At 59.8% G+C, this 20543-nt stretch carries 12 protein-coding genes, 2 tRNA genes and 3 rRNA genes; 12 read left to right on the forward strand and 5 right to left on the reverse strand.

The genetic code is table 11. From position 1 onward, the window contains the following. Positions 1-50: 50 nt before the first annotated feature. Both ACM1PE_RS05920 and ACM1PE_RS05925 read left to right on the forward strand, forming a co-directional pair. Positions 51-281: a hypothetical protein gene (locus ACM1PE_RS05920; RefSeq protein ID WP_059380461.1), complete on the forward strand. Its 231-nt coding sequence runs from the start codon at positions 51-53 to the stop codon at positions 279-281. A gap of 154 nt (positions 282-435) precedes the next feature. Beyond that, the gene (locus ACM1PE_RS05925; RefSeq protein WP_419342678.1) at positions 436-1908 is read left to right on the forward strand and encodes a diguanylate cyclase; all 1473 of its coding nucleotides are present in this window, start codon (positions 436-438) and stop codon (positions 1906-1908) included. A gap of 67 nt (positions 1909-1975) precedes the next feature. On the opposite strand, the gene ACM1PE_RS05930 is transcribed toward ACM1PE_RS05925, so the two are convergent. Continuing rightward, on the reverse strand, positions 1976-2677 hold the full coding sequence (locus tag ACM1PE_RS05930; protein WP_013392682.1) for a DUF3053 domain-containing protein: 702 nt from the start codon (positions 2675-2677) through the stop codon (positions 1976-1978). A 193-nt stretch (positions 2678-2870) separates the two neighbouring features. Beyond that, positions 2871-3764 (reverse strand): LysR family transcriptional regulator, encoded by an 894-nt coding sequence (locus ACM1PE_RS05935; RefSeq protein ID WP_054451187.1) that lies wholly within the window; start codon positions 3762-3764, stop codon positions 2871-2873. A gap of 219 nt (positions 3765-3983) precedes the next feature. On the opposite strand from ACM1PE_RS05935, the gene ACM1PE_RS05940 reads away from it, so the two are divergent. The 4 genes from ACM1PE_RS05940 to ACM1PE_RS05955 are packed head-to-tail and all read left to right on the forward strand — an operon-like array spanning position 3984 to position 7732. Further along, entirely contained in the window at positions 3984-4523 is a 540-nt protein-coding gene (locus tag ACM1PE_RS05940; RefSeq protein ID WP_251877101.1) for a TRAP transporter small permease, read from the forward strand. After that, positions 4520-5791 (forward strand): TRAP transporter large permease, encoded by a 1272-nt coding sequence (locus ACM1PE_RS05945; RefSeq protein WP_419342679.1) that lies wholly within the window; start codon positions 4520-4522, stop codon positions 5789-5791. Before ACM1PE_RS05940 ends, ACM1PE_RS05945 begins: the two co-directional genes overlap by 4 nt. Before the next feature lie 56 nt (positions 5792-5847). After that, entirely contained in the window at positions 5848-6840 is a 993-nt protein-coding gene (locus ACM1PE_RS05950; RefSeq protein ID WP_059380407.1) for a TRAP transporter substrate-binding protein, read from the forward strand. 58 nt (positions 6841-6898) lie between these two features. After that, the gene (locus ACM1PE_RS05955) at positions 6899-7732 is read left to right on the forward strand and encodes an NAD-dependent epimerase/dehydratase family protein (protein WP_059380406.1); all 834 of its coding nucleotides are present in this window, start codon (positions 6899-6901) and stop codon (positions 7730-7732) included. A 2-nt stretch (positions 7733-7734) separates the two neighbouring features. Here ACM1PE_RS05955 and rng read toward each other — a convergent pair whose 3' ends face one another. Continuing rightward, entirely contained in the window at positions 7735-9198 is a 1464-nt protein-coding gene (gene rng / locus ACM1PE_RS05960; protein ID WP_059378637.1) for a ribonuclease G, read from the reverse strand. An 828-nt stretch (positions 9199-10026) separates the two neighbouring features. Here rng and ACM1PE_RS05965 point away from each other — a divergent pair. From ACM1PE_RS05965 to rrf, 5 genes are all read left to right on the forward strand, one after another. Beyond that, positions 10027-11557 (forward strand): 16S ribosomal RNA (locus tag ACM1PE_RS05965). 133 nt (positions 11558-11690) lie between these two features. Continuing rightward, a tRNA-Ile gene (locus ACM1PE_RS05970) sits at positions 11691-11767 on the forward strand. 23 nt (positions 11768-11790) lie between these two features. Next, positions 11791-11866: transfer RNA gene (locus ACM1PE_RS05975), tRNA-Ala, on the forward strand. Positions 11867-12154: 288 nt separating this feature from the next. Then, a 23S ribosomal RNA gene (locus tag ACM1PE_RS05980) occupies positions 12155-15039 on the forward strand. 199 nt (positions 15040-15238) lie between these two features. Further along, positions 15239-15351 (forward strand): 5S ribosomal RNA (gene rrf / locus ACM1PE_RS05985). The 16S, 23S and 5S rRNA genes sit together here with 2 tRNA genes alongside, the layout of an rRNA operon. Before the next feature lie 148 nt (positions 15352-15499). On the opposite strand, the gene ACM1PE_RS05990 is transcribed toward rrf, so the two are convergent. Together ACM1PE_RS05990 and ACM1PE_RS05995 are read right to left on the reverse strand one after the other, a co-directional pair. Beyond that, entirely contained in the window at positions 15500-16909 is a 1410-nt protein-coding gene (locus tag ACM1PE_RS05990; RefSeq protein ID WP_419342680.1) for a sigma-54-dependent transcriptional regulator, read from the reverse strand. After that, a complete protein-coding gene (locus ACM1PE_RS05995) occupies positions 16893-18872 on the reverse strand; it encodes a sensor histidine kinase (protein ID WP_419342681.1) in 1980 nt (659 codons plus the stop codon). The genes ACM1PE_RS05990 and ACM1PE_RS05995 overlap by 17 nt, the downstream gene beginning before the upstream one ends. Positions 18873-19164: 292 nt before the next feature. Here ACM1PE_RS05995 and ACM1PE_RS06000 point away from each other — a divergent pair, with 292 nt between their 5' ends. Then, positions 19165-20538, forward strand: a complete 1374-nt coding sequence (locus ACM1PE_RS06000) for a dicarboxylate/amino acid:cation symporter (RefSeq protein ID WP_251877094.1) — start codon at positions 19165-19167, stop codon at positions 20536-20538. The last annotated feature ends 5 nt before the right edge of the window (positions 20539-20543 follow it).

The following is a 20543-nucleotide window of genomic DNA, read 5'->3' on the forward strand; positions in this document are numbered from 1 at the left end:
TTATCCGCACTGACTCGTCATCCATGATGAGCATTTGCCAGGGGGCTGCCATGCTGCAATCGGATCGGATTTCCACGACACCGCACGCTGTTGGAGTAGAACTGGCCCGGCGGCAGGCCCGGGCCTTGCGATGCGGATTTTCGGCGGGCTCCATGCGCCAATTGGTGTCGCACACGGGCGGAACCGGCCCGGCATGGTCGATCGGCGCGCACCGCGAAACTGACAGGGCCAAGGGCGCCAAGGCCTTTCCCTTCCGCATCGCGGCGGTCGCGGCGACCTGAGGAAGCTGCGGCGCGGAAAGCGCCGCGCGGGCGGCGCTGGGGTTTTTTAGGGGCGGATCTTGCGCGGCTTGTCCGGCGGCGGCATCATCTGCGGCGTAAATCTCTGCCGGAATGATCCGCGTCCCCCGGACGTCCCCGGCGTAGGAGCGCCGTATTGAAGTCTCGCGGGTTTGTGCAACGCGCCCTGTATGCGTTGGCGGTGCTCGTCGCAATCGGCATCTGCGCGGCCGCGGTCGCGCTGCTCTGGATCGACCGCCGCGCCACCTGGGACGCCGCCCACGCTTCGGCGCGCAACATCACCGGCGTGCTGTCCGCGGACATCAGCCGCACCCTGCATGTCTACGACCTGTCGCTGCAGGGCATGGCCGAACGCCTGCGCGAACCGGGCCTGGCTCAGCTGGCGCCTGAAACCCAGCACCGCTTCCTGTTCGACCGGCCATCCACCGCCGAATACCTGGGCGCCGTCGTGGTGCTGGATAAGGACGGCAATATCCGTTACCACTCCGGGGATCTGGATGCGCCGGATGTGAGTTTTGCCGACCGGGATTTCTTCCAGGTGCATCGCGATGCCGACGACGTCGGCATGTATGTCAGCAAACCCTACCGCAGCCGCCTGCGCGGTGGCGACGAGAGCATCGCCATCAGCCGGCGCCTGTCCAATCCGGACGGCAGCTTCGCCGGCGTGGTGGGCGGTTCGCTGCGCCTGGCCTATTTCCGCGACCGCTTTGCCGCGCTGTCGATCGGCGAGCGCGACGAAATAAGTGTCTTCCGCAACGATGGCCTGGTGTTGTTGCGCGCCCCATATTCCCTGAACGACCTGGGCAGCGACATCGGCATGGCGCTGGATTTCCAGCAATTCCTGATCCGCCGCGAAGGCTCGTTCGTCGGCGCGCTGTCTCCAGACGGCGTGAACCGCTACTACACCTTCGCCAGCATCGAGGACACGCCGCTCATCATCGACGTGGCCATGGACGTGGACGAGCTGATGGAGCCCTGGGACCGCCGCGCGCTCTTCATCATCCTGGTCACTACGGCGCTGCTGCTGTCGGTCGTGGCGCTGATCGTGCTGTTCAGGCGCGAGATGATCCTGCGCAAGGCGGTCGAGACGCAGCTGGCGATACAGGCGCGCACGGACGGGCTCACCGGCCTGGCCAACCGGCGCGCGTTCGACGAAACGCTGGAGCGCGAATGGCAGAATGCGCGCCGCGAGCGCGTGCCGCTATCGCTGCTGTTCCTGGATGCCGACCATTTCAAGCGCTACAACGATCGCTACGGCCACCAGCAGGGAGACCAACTGTTGGCGACGCTGGCGCGCGTGCTCAAGAAAAAGGCCCGGCGTCCGCGCGACCTGGCGGCGCGCTATGGCGGCGAGGAGTTCGTCGTGCTGCTGCCCAATACCAGCCGCCAGCGCGCCGCGGAGATCGCGGAGAGCATCCGGCGGGCGGTTGCCGGCCTGAAGGTGCCGCACGCGGACGCCGCCGCCGGCATCGTCACCATCAGCGTCGGGGTCGCGACCGCTGTGCCGCAGGGCGACGATACGGTCGCCGGCCTGGTGGAGGCGGCCGATGCGGCCGTCTACCAGGCCAAGGAGTCAGGCCGCAATCGCGTGGCAATGGCCGGGTCTTGATCCGGCGCTGAATGAAAAAGCCCCGCCGCGCTCATCGCGCGGCGGGGCTTTTTCGATCCTGCGTGGCTTAGCGGCCGACCATGACGGCCTGCATGCGCGTTTGCGCCTGTTGCACGTTCTTGGCTTGCGCGTTCAGGTCCTGCAGCAGCTTGTTCAGCTCGGCTTGCACGGCCGGATCCTGTACCTTGACGATGGGACCGGAAATGTCGATCTGCGCGGCATGCGCGGCAACGTAGTCGGCGATCTTCAGGCTGCTGTCGAAGGTTGCGTTCAGCTGCGGCAGCACGTCGCGGAAGGTGTCGGCCGGCAGGCTCACGGTCTTCTCGTAGGCCTTGTCGTACACCGCCTTCAGGTCTTCCGGCTGCTTGAGCTGAGCGCGCGCGGCGTCAGCCTTGGCCTGCTGTTCCTTCAACGCCGCGCCCATTTCATTGAGCGAGGCTTGCACGGTCTTGAGGTCGTCGCGACGCGTCACGATATCGTTCAGCGAACGCATGGAGCCTTTCTGCATGATGCCCGACAAGGGCTTCACCGAAGCATCCATGCCCGCATTGAAGTCGGTGATCACCGCATATTGCGCGGCGTAGTCGCCGAAGGACTTCTTCTCTTCATCCGTCAACTGCGGGACGCGCACGCCGGGCTTGTCGACGATGCGGGTCTGCAGGAACTGCGTGAACGCGGCACGCTGTTCGGGTTCCTTGTTGCCGCAAGCGGCCAGCATCAACGGCAGCGCTGCGGCCAAGACGAGGAACGGACGGAATAGGGACTTCATCGCATCGAACTCCTAAAAGCGAAAGAAAGAAATTTTCAGGGTATACCCTGAAGGCGCCCGCAGCTTATCGGGTCGCCTTCCTTGCCGCCATCGCTTTCAGAATTGTTTGCAATCGAATCTTTAAGACACAAAATCCACACATAATGAAGTGAAGTCGCGCCCGCTACCTGTTACGCGTGCGCGCGTGTTCCAGTTATTCCTGGACGGCGATTTCCCGCAATGCCGCGGTCAGCAGTTCCGCCGACCGCGACAGCGAGCGGCCCGCGCGCCGCAGGATGCCGATGTGCCGATATAACGGCGGACTGCTGATGGAAACGCAACGCAGGCGGTTGGTATCGCCTTCGCGGGCAGCCAATTCAGAAAGAATGGCGACGCCCAATCCTTGCGCCGCCATCGCCAGCACGGTCGAGTTGTAGACGACCTCATAGGCCGCCGGCAGCGAGATTTTCAATTTGTCGGCCGCCGCCTCGATATGCGTGCGGATGCTGCTTTCCCGCACCGGCAATATCAACGGATGCTCGGCCAGATCCTTGAGCGTCACGGTGTCCGGCGCGGCCCAGGGATAGTCATGCGCCATGTAAGCGCAAAAGCGGTCGGTCACCAGTTGCTCCCAGACCAGCTCCTGATCGCGCTTGATCGGACTGCCGATACCAAAATCGACCTCGCCGCTGCGCGTCATGTCGTTGACGCGGGAGGCCACGGTGTCCCGCACGCAGACGGTGATCCGCGGGTAGTCGCGGTTCAGCCTGTGGATCGCTTGCGGCAAGAGGCCGGCGGCCAGGGAGGGCAGCACGGCAACGGTCACCGTGCCGCGTTCCCGGTCGCTGGTGTCGCGGGCCTGGGTCACCAGGTCTTCGATTTCAGCCACCAGTTTTTCGATCCGCGGATAGAGCTCCTGGCCCCGCGGCGTCAGGCTGACGCTGCGGTGGTTGCGGTCGAACAGCCGCGTGCGCAGATGGGACTCGAGCTGCTGGATCTGTATGGTCAGCGCCGACTGGGAAATATTCAGTTCGTGAGCCGTCCTGGTGAAGTTGCCTAAACGCGCGATCGTGAGGAAAGCGCGTAACTGCTTGAGATCACTCAACATTATCGAAACTCCGAATCAAGACGCGAGGGCGCTGCGATCGTTTTTTTTGAAAAGAATGTTCCGTTATTTGAATTTTACGAATCGCATGCCGCTGAGTATATTTCCTATCGAACGCCTGGCTCAAAAAGGCGGCGAATAAATAAATGAGACAAAGAGGGAGGGCTCAGCATGGCCGGGTATTGTGCCTCACACCAGAGGCTTCAAACGCTGCAGCGAATAATGGATTCGATAAATGCCGCGGCTGAAAAGTGCGCCGGACTGTTTCTTATAGGAATGGTCCTGGCGATTTCAATTTCTGTATTTGTACGGCTGCTTTACACCTATACCGGCATTCCATTTTCCACGCCCTGGGCGGAAGAATTGGGCCGTTTCATGATGGTCGGCAGCGTCTTCATTGGCGGCGCGGTCGCCACCTACCGCCTGCGCCTGATCGGCGTCGATGCCTTCATCGGCATGGTGCCTGAGTCGGTCGCGCGCTGGCTGCGCGTTGTCGCCCATATCCTGACCTTGATGCTGGCCGTGCTGCTGGCCTGGAAGTCGATCAGATTGATCGAGCTTGGCATGAGGCAGACGTCGCCCGCGATGGAAATGCCCATGGCGTACATCTATGTGTTCATGTTCATCGGTTGTGTGCTGATGAGCCTGAATACCTTCGCGCATGTCATCAAGGAATTGATGAGTGTCGAAGCATCGCAGCCGGTCGGAGAGACGGAAAGAGCCGCCGCCGCCATGCAAAATAGTGAAGGAGGGGCGCTGTGATCCCGGTTCTGTTCTTATCGTTTACGGCGATCCTGATAATCGGCGCGCCCATCGTCACCGCCTTGGGCATGTCCGCCGCGTTTGCCCTGCAGGCGGGCGACCGCTCGCTGCTGATCGTCGCGCAGATGGCGTTTCAGTCGCTCGATTCGTTCAGCCTGATGGCCGTGCCATTCTTCATCCTGGCCGGGCATCTGATGTCCTCGGGCGGTGTCGCTGCCCGGCTGGTGCAACTGGCCAATGCCTTCGTCGGCTGGATCCGCGGCGGGCTGGGTGCGGTCGCGGTGCTGACCTCGCTGCTGTTTGCGACGGTTTCGGGTTCCTCGTCCGCAACTACCGCCGCGATCGGCTCCGTGCTGATTCCGGAAATGGAAAAGAAGGGCTACCCCAGGTCGTTCGCGGCTTCCATTGCCGCATCCTCCGGCGAGCTGGGGGCGATCATCCCGCCCTCGATCCCCATGATCGTGTATGCGCTGACGGCGAACGTGTCGGTCGGCTCGCTATTTCTCGCGGGCATCCTGCCGGGTCTGCTGATCACCGTGTCGCTGATCCTTACGGTCTGCCTGGTTGCCCGTTTCCAGGGCTTTGACGCAGTCACCGCGGTGAGCTTCACCGGATGGCTCAAGGGTGTCCTGGTCGCCCTGAAGGATGCGACGCTGGCGTTGATGATGCCGGTCATCATCCTGGGAGGGATCTACGGCGGGTTGTTTACCGCGACGGAAGCCTCCTGCATCGCCGTGTTGTACGGCCTCGCGCTTGGGCTGTTCGTCTACAAGGAAATAACGGTCAAGGATCTGCTCGGTATTTTCGCGCGCTCCGCGGTGATGTCCTCCATCATCCTGCTGATCGTGGCGTTCGCGGCCGTGTTCGCCTACCTGCTGACGATCAATCAGGTGCCGCAGCAGGTCGCTGCGATGCTCGGGTCGGTGACGACCAATCCGATCGTGTTCCTGCTGCTGGTGAACGTCATGCTGTTCCTGGTCGGCATGTTCATCGAGGCACTGGCGGCGATCCTCATCATCGTGCCCATCCTGGCGCCCATCAGCATCACCTTCGGCATCGATCCCATCCACTTCGGCATGATCGTCATCACCAACCTGGCGGTCGGCATGGTGACGCCTCCGGTCGGCGTGAACCTGTTCGTGGTGTGCGAAGTCGCCCAGTTGAAAATGCACCAGTTGGCGAAGTATCTGGTCATTTTCCTCGCCGTCCTGGTGCTCGATGTCCTGATTATTTCTTACGTGCCCGCCATTAGTACCTTTTTCTTATAAAAACTAGATCGGCTGCCCGAGGACAGCGTCCTTTGGGCGGCTGGAAAACCGAGGAGATGGAAGTGAAGCTATTCAAGAAGATGTTTGGCGCCGGCGTCCTGAGCGCACTCATGTTTGCCACGCCGTCGCATGCGCTGAACATGGACGTCGGGCACACGCTCACGACGGACAGCCCGTTTCACGTAGGCGCGCAGAAATTCGCCGAAGTGCTGAAGGCGAAGTCGAACGGGAAAATCACGATTTCCGTGTTTCCGCACTCCCAGCTGGGCGGCGAACTGACCATGATCCAGGGCGCGGTGGCCGGGGCCACCGACCTGGTCATCACGGGTCAACCGACCTTGAACGGTATCGTCAAGGAATTCCTGGTCTTTGACTCGCCGTTCCTGTTCGACAGCGTCGACCAGGCCAACCAGATCCTCAACGGGCCGGCTGGCGACAAATTCATGGAAGTCCTGCCCAAGTACGGCCTGGTTGGCCTGGGCTGGTTTTCGGCGATCGAACGCAACGTTTTCGGCAACCGGCCCGTCAATTCGGCCGAAGACCTGAAAGGCATGAAGATCCGCGTCATCCAGTCGCCGGGCTATGTCGAAAGCTACAAGGCCCTGGGGGCGCAAGCCACTCCCATGGCCTATTCGGAACTGTATCTTGCCCTGCAGCAGAAGGTGCTCGATGGCGGCGAGACGACGCCGGACCAGTTCGTCTCGGATAAATTCATCGAAGTCTCCAAGTACTTCAACATGACGCACGTCAATATCCATCCAGCGCTGCTGCTCATGTCCAAGGACCGCTGGGACCGCTTCTCGCCCGCGGAACAGAAAATGATCAAGGAGTCGGCGGACGAGGCCATGGCCTATGCGCGCGACTATTACAAGAAGGTCTACGACGAGGGTATGAAAACGATGGAGCAAAAGGGCGTGTCCATCGTCTATCCCAGCAATCTCGATTCCATGGTGCAGGCCACGCGGCCGGTCGTGAAAAAGCTCGTCGGCGAAGCGCCCAATGGCCAGGCGCTTTATGACGCGCTGATCGCCGCCAAGCAGAAGCAGTAACCGGCGCAAACGGCATCGGCCCCGGCGCTTTCCTATTCCCGAGAAACTGGACAGATTGATGACACCCTTCAACCAACCCGAAAACCTGCGCGTGTTGATTACCGGAGCGGCCGGAAACATAGGCCTTTGCCTGCGCACGCATCTGCGCGGCCGCTACGCCTTGCTGCGCCTGGCGGACATCGCGCCGCAGGAACCGGCGCAGGCCGGCGAGGAAATCTGCGCGATGGACGTCCGGGACATCGAGTCCCTGGAGCGCTGCATGGAGGGTATTGACTGCGTCATCCATCTGGCCGGTATCCCCGGCGCCGATGTCTGGGAAAAAATCCTGCCCATGAATATCGAGGGTTGCTACAACGTATTCGAGGCGGCCCGGCGTCAGAACGTGCGCCGGGTGGTCTTTGCCAGCTCGAATCACGCTATCGGCTATCACCGCCGGGAAAAATTCCTCGATGACACCGTGCAGCCCCGGCCCGACTCGCTGTATGGCGTCTCGAAGGTGTTCGGCGAGGCCCTGGGCCGGATGTACGCCGACAAGTACGGCATGTCAGTCGCCTGCCTGCGGATCGGGACGTTCCGTACGCCCGACCGCCCGAGCGAGGCCCGCCAGCTGTTGACCTGGATCAGCCACCGCGACATGGCGCAACTGGCGGCGCGCTGCGTCGAACACGCGTCCTACCATTTCACGGTGGTCTACGGGGTGTCGAACAACCTGCGCAACCGCTGGGACAATTCCAACGCGAAATTCCTGGGCTATGCGCCGCAGGACGATTCCGAGGTGTTCGCCCCGGAAATCCTGGCTCAGAACATCCCCGAGGATCCCATCGCCGCCCAGTTCCATGGGGGCTTTTATTGCCCCTTGGAATTCGTCGGAACCACGGACAGGATTTCCTGAAATCAGACCAGGATGATGTCGTACTGTTCTTGAGAGTACGCGCCTTCCACTTCCAGCGAAATGCGCTTGCCCACGAAGTCGCCCAGCATCGCCAGATGCTGGCTTTCTTCTTCGAGGAACAGGTCGACCACCTCTTGCGAGGCGAGGATGCGGAATTCCTTGGGATTGAATTGCCGCGCCTCGCGCAGGATTTCGCGCAGGATTTCATAGCAGACGGTGCGCGGCGTGCGCACGTTGCCCCGCGCCTCGCACATGGGGCAGGGCTCGCACAACTGATGCGCCAGCGAGTCGCGGGTGCGCTTGCGCGTCATTTCCACCAGGCCCAGCTGCGTAAAGCCGTTGACGGTCATGCGGGTGCGGTCGCGCGACAGCGCCTTCTTCAGTTCGGCCAGCACCGTTTCGCGGTGTTCCTGTTCCTCCATGTCGATGAAGTCCAGGATGACGATGCCGCCCAGGTTGCGCAGCCGCAGCTGGCGCGCGATGGCCTGGGCTGCTTCCAGGTTGGTCTTGAAGATGGTGTCGTCGAAATTGCGGCCGCCCACGAAACCGCCGGTATTGACGTCGACCGTGGTCAGCGCCTCGGTCTGGTCGATGATCAGATAGCCGCCCGACTTCAGGTCCACCCGTCGAGATAGCGCCCGGGCAATCTCATCGTCCACGTTGGCGGTGTCGAACAGGGGGCGCTCCCCGCTGTAGTGCTGGATGCGGCCCACGACCGAGGGCGTATAGATGCGCGCCCATTCCAGCATCGCGGCGCTGGTCGTGCGGGAATCCACAAGAATGGTGCCGGTGTTCGGGCCCACCATGTCGCGCAGCACGCGCTGCGCCAGGGTCAGATCCTGGTGCAGCAGGGCGGGGGCGGGCTGGGTGCGAGCCGCCGCCTGGACGCTGGTCCACAGTTTGCGCAGATACTCCAGGTCGGCAGTCAGTTCCTCGTCATTGGCGCCTTCGGCCTGTGTGCGGACGATGAAGCCGCCTTTTTCCTCTGCCGGCATCAAGGCCTGCAGGCGTTCGCGCAGCTGGATGCGCTCGGATTCGTCGTCGATCTTCTGTGAAATGCCGATATGCGGATCGTGGGGCAGGTAAACCAGCATCCGGCCGGCCATGCTGATCTGGGTGGAAAGCCGTGCGCCCTTGGTGCCCAGGGGATCCTTGACCACCTGAACCATGATGGTCTGTCCCTCGAATAACAGCTTTTCGATCGGAGTGGGAGTCAGTCCCTGGCTTCTTTCACCGCGGTTCTCGCGCAGGTCGGCAATGTGAATGAAAGCAGCACGCTCCAGTCCGATATCGATGAAGGCGCTCTGCATGCCCGGCAGTACGCGGACCACCCGCCCCAGATAAATATTACCGACATGGCCCCGCTGGATGCTGCGTTCCACGTGCAGCTCCTGTACCGAACCTTGTTCCACCAGCGCAACGCGGGTTTCGAAGGGGGTGACATTGATCAGGATATCTTCGCTCAGGGCGATGGCTGGGGGCATAGCGTGTTCGTCTCCAGTAAGGTGCGGCGTACAGGCGAATAGTAAACGTAGGGCAAGGTGGACGAGACAACTATCTATATGGGGCAACCGCGGGAATCACCACTATATATAGGGGAGAGGCGGTGATGGCAGCGGTACAGGTCCACGGGTTCGCCGTTTTGCGCCACGCGAAAAAACTGTGCTATAGTCTCGCTCCTTCGCAGTTCGGAGAGTTCTGAAGCGCGAAGCCAAGCAAGCACAACAGGTCGGGCAAGAAGATTCGAGCCAGGGTCTGCCGCAAAGCAGTCAGAAATGAACGCCGCGCGGTTATTGCAAGGATTGCAGCAAGTTAGGCAAAAGCCAGTTGCACAATCTGCAAAAATCGTGTTATAGTCTTGGGCTTGGCAGTTGCCGAAAACTTAGGGTTAACCCTGATATTTCGATAGCTGCTAAGAGAAGCGGACCTGAAGAGGTCGCAAGCAAGAAAGCGAAACGCAGTATGTGACGCTGACTTGACAAGCGGAAAAAACTTCTTCATAATCTCGCTTCTCTGCTGCAAACAGCGCGGCGCCAGCGAAAGCGGCGAAGCGAGCAGGCAGTAAGCAGTACAGAATTTAGCAGTGCCGCTCTTTAACAATTAAACAACCGATAAGTGTGGGCGCTTGATGCGAGTGCAGTGTGACTTCGGTCACAAGCACAATGAAATCAAGTGCTCACTAGAAGTGAAGTACCTTAGACGTCAAGTTTAAGAACATACCTCACTTCCTTTGAGTAGCGACGTATGACTCGACCCTTTCGGGGGTTAAGAAATACGAAACAAATACAGAGATTAAACTGAAGAGTTTGATCCTGGCTCAGATTGAACGCTAGCGGGATGCCTTACACATGCAAGTCGAACGGCAGCACGGACTTCGGTCTGGTGGCGAGTGGCGAACGGGTGAGTAATGTATCGGAACGTGCCCAGTAGCGGGGGATAACTACGCGAAAGCGTAGCTAATACCGCATACGCCCTACGGGGGAAAGCAGGGGATCGCAAGACCTTGCACTATTGGAGCGGCCGATATCGGATTAGCTAGTTGGTGGGGTAACGGCTCACCAAGGCGACGATCCGTAGCTGGTTTGAGAGGACGACCAGCCACACTGGGACTGAGACACGGCCCAGACTCCTACGGGAGGCAGCAGTGGGGAATTTTGGACAATGGGGGAAACCCTGATCCAGCCATCCCGCGTGTGCGATGAAGGCCTTCGGGTTGTAAAGCACTTTTGGCAGGAAAGAAACGTCATGGGTTAATACCCCGTGAAACTGACGGTACCTGCAGAATAAGCACCGGCTAACTACGTGCCAGCAGCCGCGGTAATACGTAGGGTGCAAGCGTTAATCGGAATTACTGGGCGTAAAGCGTGCGCAGGCGGTTCGGAAAGAAAGATGTGAAATCCCAGAGCTTAACTTTGGAACTGCATTTTTAACTACCGGGCTAGAGTGTGTCAGAGGGAGGTGGAATTCCGCGTGTAGCAGTGAAATGCGTAGATATGCGGAGGAACACCGATGGCGAAGGCAGCCTCCTGGGATAACACTGACGCTCATGCACGAAAGCGTGGGGAGCAAACAGGATTAGATACCCTGGTAGTCCACGCCCTAAACGATGTCAACTAGCTGTTGGGGTCTTCGGACCTTGGTAGCGCAGCTAACGCGTGAAGTTGACCGCCTGGGGAGTACGGTCGCAAGATTAAAACTCAAAGGAATTGACGGGGACCCGCACAAGCGGTGGATGATGTGGATTAATTCGATGCAACGCGAAAAACCTTACCTACCCTTGACATGTCTGGAATTCCGAAGAGATTTGGAAGTGCTCGCAAGAGAACCGGAACACAGGTGCTGCATGGCTGTCGTCAGCTCGTGTCGTGAGATGTTGGGTTAAGTCCCGCAACGAGCGCAACCCTTGTCATTAGTTGCTACGAAAGGGCACTCTAATGAGACTGCCGGTGACAAACCGGAGGAAGGTGGGGATGACGTCAAGTCCTCATGGCCCTTATGGGTAGGGCTTCACACGTCATACAATGGTCGGGACAGAGGGTCGCCAACCCGCGAGGGGGAGCCAATCCCAGAAACCCGATCGTAGTCCGGATCGCAGTCTGCAACTCGACTGCGTGAAGTCGGAATCGCTAGTAATCGCGGATCAGCATGTCGCGGTGAATACGTTCCCGGGTCTTGTACACACCGCCCGTCACACCATGGGAGTGGGTTTTACCAGAAGTAGTTAGCCTAACCGTAAGGGGGGCGATTACCACGGTAGGATTCATGACTGGGGTGAAGTCGTAACAAGGTAGCCGTATCGGAAGGTGCGGCTGGATCACCTCCTTTCAGAGCTTAGTGCTCGTGTTAAGCGTCCACTCTTATCGGTTGTTTGATATAGCTGGGATCAGTTGCAGGCTTGGGTCGAGGGAATCTTCCCTGGGTCTACAGCTTTCCTGACTGCTGATCCGAAAAGGTTTTTGGGTCTGTAGCTCAGTCGGTTAGAGCACCGTCTTGATAAGGCGGGGGTCGTTGGTTCGAATCCAACCAGACCCACCAAGTATTCTGCGCATGCGGGATATGGGGGTGTAGCTCAGCTGGGAGAGCGCCTGCTTTGCAAGCAGGATGTCATCGGTTCGATCCCGTTCACCTCCACCAAGTACTTGATGCCTGGTGATGTAGAGGCTAACTCATAGCGTCGTTGAAACGGCCTTATGAGTTAGGTTTTACCTGACAGCTATATTCGTTCTTTAACAATCTGGAAGAAGCACAACGAAAATGTACTTATCAAGTACTCGGCGCAAGTCGATGAAGATAAGTACGGGTTGTGATTGCATTAATTTTGTTCCAAGTTCTCAAGACTGGGGTGAATAACCTCAGACTGCTTTGAAACTTATGAACGGCACAAACGCTAATACTCAGGTCCTATAGCCTACAGCGTTATAGGATCAAGCGACTAAGTGCATATGGTGGATGCCTTGGCGATCACAGGCGATGAAGGACGTAGTAGCCTGCGAAAAGCTACGGGGAGCTGGCAAACAAGCTTTGATCCGTAGATGTCCGAATGGGGAAACCCACCGCAGCAATGCGGTATCCCTGGCTGAATACATAGGCCAGTGGAAGCGAACCGGGTGAACTGAAACATCTCAGTAGCTCGAGGAAAAGAAATCAACCGAGATTCCGAAAGTAGTGGCGAGCGAAATCGGAAGAGCCTTTACGTTTTAGCACGCAAGATAGTCGAACGGAATGGAAAGTCCGGCCGTAGCAGGTGATAGCCCTGTAGGCGAAATCTTGTGTGTGGAACTAAGCGTAAGAAAAGTAGGGCGGGACACGTGAAATCCTGTTTGAAGATGGGGGGACCATCCTCCAAGGCTAAATACTCGTGATCGACCGATAGTGAACCAGTACCGTGAGGGAAAGGCGAAAAGAACCCCGGAAGGGGAGTGAAATAGATCCTGAAACCGTATGCATACAAACAGTAGGAGCCTCCTTGTGGGGTGACTGCGTACCTTTTGTATAATGGGTCAGCGACTTACATTCAGTGGCAAGGTTAACCGAATAGGGAAGCCGTAGCGAAAGCGAGTCCGAATAGGGCGATTCAGTCGCTGGGTGTAGACCCGAAACCAGATGATCTATCCATGGCCAGGTTGAAGGCACGGTAACACGTGCTGGAGGACCGAACCCACTAATGTTGAAAAATTAGGGGATGAGCTGTGGATAGGGGTGAAAGGCTAAACAAATCTGGAAATAGCTGGTTCTCTCCGAAAACTATTTAGGTAGTGCCTCAAGTATTACTGCGGGGGGTAGAGCACTGTTATAGCTAGGGGGTCATGGCGACTTACCAAACTATGGCAAACTCCGAATACCCGCAAGTACAGCTTGGGAGACAGAGCACCGGGTGCTAACGTCCGGACTCAAGAGGGAAACAACCCAGACCGCCAGCTAAGGTCCCAAATTATCGCTAAGTGGGAAACGAAGTGGGAAGGCATAGACAGTCAGGAGGTTGGCTTAGAAGCAGCCATCCTTTAAAGAAAGCGTAATAGCTCACTGATCGAGTCGTCCTGCGCGGAAGATGTAACGGGGCTAAGCGATAAACCGAAGCTGCGGGTGTGCACTTTTAGTGCACGCGGTAGGAGAGCGTTCTGTAAGCCTGCGAAGGTGGCTTGTAAAGGCTGCTGGAGGTATCAGAAGTGCGAATGCTGACATGAGTAGCGATAAAGGGGGTGAAAAGCCCCCTCGCCGTAAGTCCAAGGTTTCCTGCGCAACGTTCATCGGCGCAGGGTGAGTCGGCCCCTAAGGCGAGGCAGAGATGCGTAGCTGATGGGAAGCTGGTTAATATTCCAGCACCGTCGTACAGTGCGATGGGGGGACGGATCGCGGAAGATCATCAGGGTGTTGGATGTCCCTGTTGCTGTATCGAAGATGGCGCTTAGGCAAATCCGGGCGCGTAAATCAAGGGTATGGCACGAGCGAGCATTGCTTGCGAAGTGATTGGAAGTGGTTCCAAGAAAAGCCTCTAAGCTTCAGCTGTACGAGACCGTACCGCAAACCGACACAGGTGGACGGGATGAATATTCCAAGGCGCTTGAGAGAACTCAGGAGAAGGAACTCGGCAAATTGATACCGTAACTTCGGGAGAAGGTATACCCCGGTAGTGTGAAGCGCCTGCGCGCTTAGCATGATGGGGTCGCAGAGAATCGGTGGCTGCGACTGTTTATTAAAAACACAGCACTCTGCAAAGACGAAAGTCGACGTATAGGGTGTGACGCCTGCCCGGTGCCGGAAGGTTAAGTGATGGGGTGCAAGCTCTTGATCGAAGCCCCGGTAAACGGCGGCCGTAACTATAACGGTCCTAAGGTAGCGAAATTCCTTGTCGGGTAAGTTCCGACCTGCACGAATGGCGTAACGATGGCCACACTGTCTCCTCCTGAGACTCAGCGAAGTTGAAGTGTTTGTGATGATGCAATCTACCCGCGGCTAGACGGAAAGACCCCATGAACCTTTACTGTAGCTTTGCATTGATCTGTGAACCGGCCTGTGTAGGATAGGTGGGAGGCTTTGAAGCGTGGTCGCTAGATCACGTGGAGCCATCCTTGAAATACCACCCTGGTTTGTTTGCGGTTCTAACCTTGGTCCGTTATCCGGATCGGGGACAGTGCATGGTGGGCAGTTTGACTGGGGCGGTCTCCTCCCAAAGTGTAACGGAGGAGTTCGAAGGTACGCTAGGTACGGTCGGAAATCGTGCTGATAGTGCAATGGCATAAGCGTGCTTGACTGTGAGACTGACAAGTCGAACAGGTGCGAAAGCAGGACATAGTGATCCGGTGGTTCTGAATGGAAGGGCCATCGCTCAACGGATAAAAGGTACTCTGGGGATAACAGGCTGATACCGCCCAAGAGTTCATATCGACGGCGGTGTTTGGCACCTCGATGTCGGCTCATCTCATCCTGGGGCTGTAGCCGGTCCCAAGGGTATGGCTGTTCGCCATTTAAAGAGGTACGTGAGCTGGGTTTAAAACGTCGTGAGACAGTTTGGTCCCTATCTGCCGTGGGCGTTGGATACTTGACGGAGCCTGCTCCTAGTACGAGAGGACCGGAGTGGACGTACCTCTGGTGTACCGGTTGTCATGCCAATGGCATTGCCGGGTAGCTAAGTACGGAAGAGATAACCGCTGAAGGCATCTAAGCGGGAAACTCGTCTGAAGATAAGGTATCCCGGGGACTTGATCCCCCTGAAGGGTCGTTCGAGACCAGGACGTTGATAGGTCGGGTGTGGAAGCGCAGTAATGCGTTAAGCTAACCGATACTAATTGCCCGTGAGGCTTGATCCTATAACACTGATGGTTATGACCTGGTGATGTAGCGTTCCAAGTGTCGTTCAATACAAAATCTGGCTGCACCGTCGGCAGCCAGCCAACACCAATTACACCCCACCGTGCGTGATCATCGAGTCTGACTCTGATCGCCACGCGTTGTGTTTCTTCCAAGATTGGAGCAGTTGCCTCAACCGCAGCCGCTCAACCAGTTACGCTTGACGACCATAGCGAGTTGGTCCCACTCCTTCCCATCCCGAACAGGACAGTGAAACGACTTTGCGCCGATGATAGTGGACGGACGTCTGTGAAAGTAGGTCATCGTCAAGCTTTTATTCCGCAAAACCCCACAGGTAACCCCTGTGGGGTTTTGTCTTTGTGGTGCCGCGTCGATGATTAGACTCATGCGGTCCGCAACCTCCAATGAAAAAGCCCTCGCAGGATGCTCCTGCGAGGGGCAATGCGGACGCCGCGCAGCCTACTGTTGCGTGTACTGCTGGCGGTCGATGCCGTGGCGCTGCAGCTTGTCGTAGAAGGTCTTGCGCGGAATGCCCAGCGACTCCAGAGTGGCCTTGATGTCGCCCTGGTGCGCCTGGAGCGCCTCGCGGATGAGCTGCGCTTCGAAGCGCTCCATCCGGTCCGGCAGGCTCGCCGCGGCGTCCTGGGCCATGGAGGTTGGCGGGGCAGGGGTATTCAGCACGCCAAGAACGACGCGTTCGGCGAAATGCGCGAGTTCACGCACATTGCCGGGCCAATCGTGCGTCATGACATGTTGCTTGATGGACGCCGGCATTTCCGGGATGTCGCGCTGGAAGCGGCGCGATGCGTGGCCAAGGTAGTGGGCAAACAGCAGCGGAATGTCCTCGCGGCGCTCGCGCAGCGGCGGAATCCGGATGGTGACGACATTGAGGCGGTAGAACAGGTCCTCGCGAAACTTGGCGCGTATGGCCGGACTGCCCAGGTCTTCCTTGGTGGCGGCGACCACGCGCAGGTCCAGATTGCGCACTTCGTTGCTGCCCAGCGGAGTGATCTGGCGGGATTCAAGCACGCGTAGCAACTTGACCTGCACTGCCAGCGGCATGCTTTCGATCTCGTCCAGGAACAGCGTGCCGCCACTGGCGTGCTCGATGCGGCCGATACGCTTCTTTTGGGCGCCGGTGAAAGCGCCGGGCTCGTGGCCGAACAGTTCGCTTTCGATGACGCTTTCGGGCAAGGCGCCGCAATTGATCGCGACGAGAGCGCGGTGCCTGCGGCGGCTCAGGCGATGCAAGGCGGTGGCAACGACTTCCTTGCCGGTTCCGGTCTCGCCTTCGACCAGGACGTCCACGTCCGCATCCGCGATATGCCGCAGCGTTTGCTTGATGCGCTGCATGGCGGGCGTGGCGCCGATGAAAGGCACTTCGTCGGCCTCGACGGCGAACGCGGCCTCGCGCAGCCGGCGGTTTTCCAGCACAAGGTGGCGCTTTTCCGCAGCGTGCATGATGGCGGTGATCAGCCTGTCGGCGGCATAGGGTTTCGCCAGGAAGTCGTAGGCGCCGTCTCGCATGCATTGCACGGCGGTGGCGATGTCGCCATGACCGGTGATCAGGATGACGGGAATGTCGGGGTCGATGTCCCGCAAGCGCTGGAAGAGCTGCAAGCCGTCCATGTCGGGCATACGAATGTCGCTGACGACCACGCCGTCGAAATCGCGCGTCAGCGCGGGCAGCGCAGAGCGCGCGCTGGCATGCGCGTCCACGGCGATGCCATGCAGTTTCAGCGTCTGCGCATTGGCGCGCAGCAGTTCGTCGTCGTCGTCGATGAACACGGCGCGCTGCGAGAACGGCTGGCGCAGGCTGTCGTCGATGGATGCCGGTGCGGCGGGAGGAAATTCAGGAGCGCGGTTCATGGTGTAGCTCGGTAGCGTTTTGCCGGCCAGGCGCCTTGCGCAACGTCAGGATGAACATGGCTCCGCGGCCCGGGGCATGCGGAGCCGGAAAGACGGGATCGGCCGGGCCGGCGGCGATCAAGTCGCCACCGAATTCGGTGACGATGTCGCGGCAGATGACCAGCCCCAGCCCGAGTCCTTCGGCCTTGGTCGTGTAGAAGGGAGTGAACAGGTGCGCCCGCGCCTCGGCCGACAGGCCGGGGCCGTTGTCGCTGACGTAGACCTGCACGGTCGCACCCAGGTCTTGCAGCGCTACGACGATGCGGCCGTCTGGCCGGCCTTCCAGGGCTTCCATCGCGTTTTGAAGCAGATTCACCAGCACCTGTTCCAGCCGTATGCGATTGGCCAGCACCTGGTAATTCTGATCCGCGGGCGGACGTTGCAGGACGATGCCCTGGCGCCGCGCCCGCGGGGCAACCAGCAGTAGCGCGCCCTCCAGGCAATCCTTCAGGCTGGCGGGTCCGATGGACGTGTCAGCCTTGCGCGAAAAGGCGCGCAGTTCCCCCGTGATGTGGCCGATCCGTTCCGTCAATGCGGCGATGGTGCCCAGGTTCTCCTGCGCCGAGCCTTCGTCTTGCCGGCGCAGGAATTCGGCGGCGTTGTCCGCATAGGCGCGTATGGCCGCGACAGGCTGGTTGATCTCGTGCGCCACGCCGGCAGCCACCTGTCCCAGCAGCGCGAGCTTGCTGGCCTGGACCAACTCCTCTTGCATGGTGTGCAGGCGGGCGGCGGTGCGCTGGCGCTCGTCCATCTCATCGACTAGTTGTTCGTTGACTTGCAGCAATTGAGCCGTGCGTTCGTCGACCAGGGAGGCCAGCTGTTCGTGGACGGCGGCCTGCTGTTCGGCGCGCTCGCGGTTGCGGTGGCGGCGGAAGAGAATGATGCCTACCAAGGCGGCCAACGCGCACTGCGCCAGCAGCGCGCCCAGCTGGGCGTTGGCGGTAGCCTGGTTGATGGCCGCCTGCACGGGTGATAACAGATGCAGCGTCCAACCTGGGGACTCGACGATGGGCAGCGTCGTGTGCACCATTGGCGTTCCTGCCGGGATCTGCGGCAGGGTTACGTCGGCGCGTATGAGCTGGCCGTGGCTGATGGGCTGCAGCTGCGGCCGCAAGGGCAGCGGCAGGAAGGGCGCGTCGCCGAATTGCAGGCTGGTGCGCAAGGTCCGGGCCAAGTCTGGGGTGAGCGGAGCCAGCACGTCGAAACGCCAGTCGGAAATACTGCCCAACAGCACCACGCCATGCTCGTCGGTGACGAAAATGGGCGAGACCGACTGGCGCCAGTCGGCCTCCAGGTCCCGGAAATCCACTTTCAACACGACTACGCCCAGCAGGGCGCCGTTGACGTCGTCCACGCGCCGCGACAAGTACAGCCCGGCCTCGTGGCTGATCGTGCCCAGGGCGAAATGTTCGGCCGAGCCATGGGCTACCGATCCCTGGAAATAGGGCCGGAACTGGTAGTCCACGCCGACAAACGTGGCGGGTTCGCGCCAGTTGCTCGCAGCGATTGCAAGGCCTTTCTTGTCCAGCACGTAAATGGCGGATGCGCCTACGCCGCGGCTTAGCGTATCGAGCTTCTCATCCAGGGATTCGATCTGTCCGTGCGAACCTTCCTGCAGCGCCGCGCGCACGTCGACATCGCGCGTCAGGACAAAGGGCAGCGCCCTGAACTTGTCCAGGTTGTTTCGCAGCAATGCCGCGTTGAGCTGGGCTGCCACGCGTGCCTGTTCCCCGGCATTCTTCAGCGCGCCGTCGCGCGCCCAGAGGGTGGCGGCGTGCAGCACCCCGTAGACGATGGCGACGACCAACAAGATGGCGATGGCCTTCCAGGGCCAAGGCCAGACGGGCGTATGCCGTGGGCGGCGCGGCTGGCTGGCCTGGTCCGGACCGGGCCAGGCATCGCGGGGGGAGGAGCGGGTCGACATGGGATGTGCGGTTTTTCGCACATTCTATATCTATTCTGTGTGAAATTCCGCCAAAAATCGTCGGGCCAGTGCGCCGGGGAAGAAAAAAGTTCGTTTCTGATCAAGGGCTTGGAGCTCAGGCGCGAGGCTGGTCGATGTTGGCATGCCTCTTGCATTAGTAAAGCCAAGCCTGGTGGAGCCGTCTGCCGGGTGAAATCGGCTTGCGGCGAGACGCGCTGGCCAGAAAACAGATAACGCCCCGTCGCCCGCGCTGAATCGCCCGGAGCAAGGGGCCTTGGTGGGGACAATCCCAATGATCGACGTGGATCAAGTCGCGCCCGCGCGCAAGCTCAAGTTCTATCAAATCCTTTATGTGCAGGTGATTTTCGCCATCGTGGTGGGCGTGCTGCTGGGCGCATTCAAGCCCGAGCTTGGCCAGCAGATGCAACCGCTGGGCGACGCCTTCATCAAACTGGTGAAGATGATCATCGCGCCGGTGATCTTTTTGACCGTAGCCACCGGCATCGCCGCGATGAGCGACCTGAAGAAGGTCGGTCGCGTGGCGGGCAAGGCCATGCTGTACTTCCTGGTGTTCTCGACGCTTGCGCTGATCGTAGGCATGATCGTCAGCCACATCGTCCAGCCGGGCGCCGGCATGCACATCGACCCCAAGACGCTGGACGAGAAGGCAGTGTCGGGCTACGTGGCCAAGGCGCATGACTCGACGATCACGGGCTTCCTGATGAACGTGATTCCGACCACGATCTTCAGCCCGTTTGTCGGCGGCGACATCCTCCAGGTGCTGTTCGTGGCGGTGTTGTTCGGCATTTCGCTGGCCATGGTGGGCGAACGTGGACAGCCGATACTGAACTTCATGACCGCCCTGGCGCAGCCCGTCTTCAGGCTGGTCGCCATCCTGATGAAGGCCGCACCCATCGGCGCCTTTGGCGCGATGGCCTTCACCATCGGCAAGTACGGCATCAAGTCCGTCATCAATCTGGCGATGCTGGTGGGTACGTTTTACGCAACCTCGGTGCTGTTCGTGGTCGTGGTGCTGGGCCTGGTGGCGCGCTACAACGGCTTTTCGATCCTGAAGCTGGTGCGCTACATCCGCGAAGAACTGCTGCTGGTGCTGGGCACCAGTTCGTCCGAAGCCGCGTTGCCTACGCTGATGCAGAAGATGGAACGGGCCGGCTGCTCGAAGTCGGTGGTCGGGCTGGTCGTGCCCACCGGCTACTCGTTCAACCTGGACGGCACCAACATCTACATGACGATGGCGGCGCTGTTCATCGCGCAGGCTTGCGACATTCCGCTGTCGTTGGGCGACCAGATCCTGCTGCTGCTGGTGGCGATGCTGAGCTCCAAGGGCGCGGCGGGCGTGACCGGGGCGGGCTTCATCACCTTGGCCGCGACCCTCTCGGTGGTGCCTTCCGTGCCGGTCGCCGGCATGGCGCTGATCCTGGGCGTGGACCGCTTCATGTCGGAATGCCGCGCGCTTACCAACCTGGTCGGCAACGCGACTGCCGCCGTGGTCGTGGCGCGCTGGGAAGGGGAACTGGACAAGGAACAGCTGCATGCCGCGCTTGAGGGCGAGCTGCAGCCCGTGCCCGTGCCTGCCCCGGCTCCGGTTCAGGAAGCGCCGAGGACTGGCGGCCTGCCCATGGGCCAGCCGATGCAGCACGGCTGAAGCGG

Origin of the sequence: Achromobacter sp. PD1, assembly GCF_048541815.1 — a bacterium.
Classification (GTDB): domain Bacteria; phylum Pseudomonadota; class Gammaproteobacteria; order Burkholderiales; family Burkholderiaceae_B; genus Achromobacter; species Achromobacter bronchisepticus_A.

Coding starts and splice junctions, on each gene's coding strand:
- ACM1PE_RS05995 (WP_419342681.1), bottom strand. CDS start 18,872: ATGTCGACCCGCTCCTCCCCCCGCGATGCCTGGCCCGGTCCGGACCAG.
- ACM1PE_RS05955 (WP_059380406.1), top strand. CDS start 6,899: ATGACACCCTTCAACCAACCCGAAAACCTGCGCGTGTTGATTACCGGA.
- ACM1PE_RS05920 (WP_059380461.1), top strand. CDS start 51: ATGCTGCAATCGGATCGGATTTCCACGACACCGCACGCTGTTGGAGTA.
- ACM1PE_RS05990 (WP_419342680.1), bottom strand. CDS start 16,909: ATGAACCGCGCTCCTGAATTTCCTCCCGCCGCACCGGCATCCATCGAC.
- ACM1PE_RS05950 (WP_059380407.1), top strand. CDS start 5,848: ATGGAAGTGAAGCTATTCAAGAAGATGTTTGGCGCCGGCGTCCTGAGC.
- ACM1PE_RS05930 (WP_013392682.1), bottom strand. CDS start 2,677: ATGAAGTCCCTATTCCGTCCGTTCCTCGTCTTGGCCGCAGCGCTGCCG.
- ACM1PE_RS05935 (WP_054451187.1), bottom strand. CDS start 3,764: ATGTTGAGTGATCTCAAGCAGTTACGCGCTTTCCTCACGATCGCGCGT.
- ACM1PE_RS06000 (WP_251877094.1), top strand. CDS start 19,165: ATGATCGACGTGGATCAAGTCGCGCCCGCGCGCAAGCTCAAGTTCTAT.
- ACM1PE_RS05940 (WP_251877101.1), top strand. CDS start 3,984: ATGGATTCGATAAATGCCGCGGCTGAAAAGTGCGCCGGACTGTTTCTT.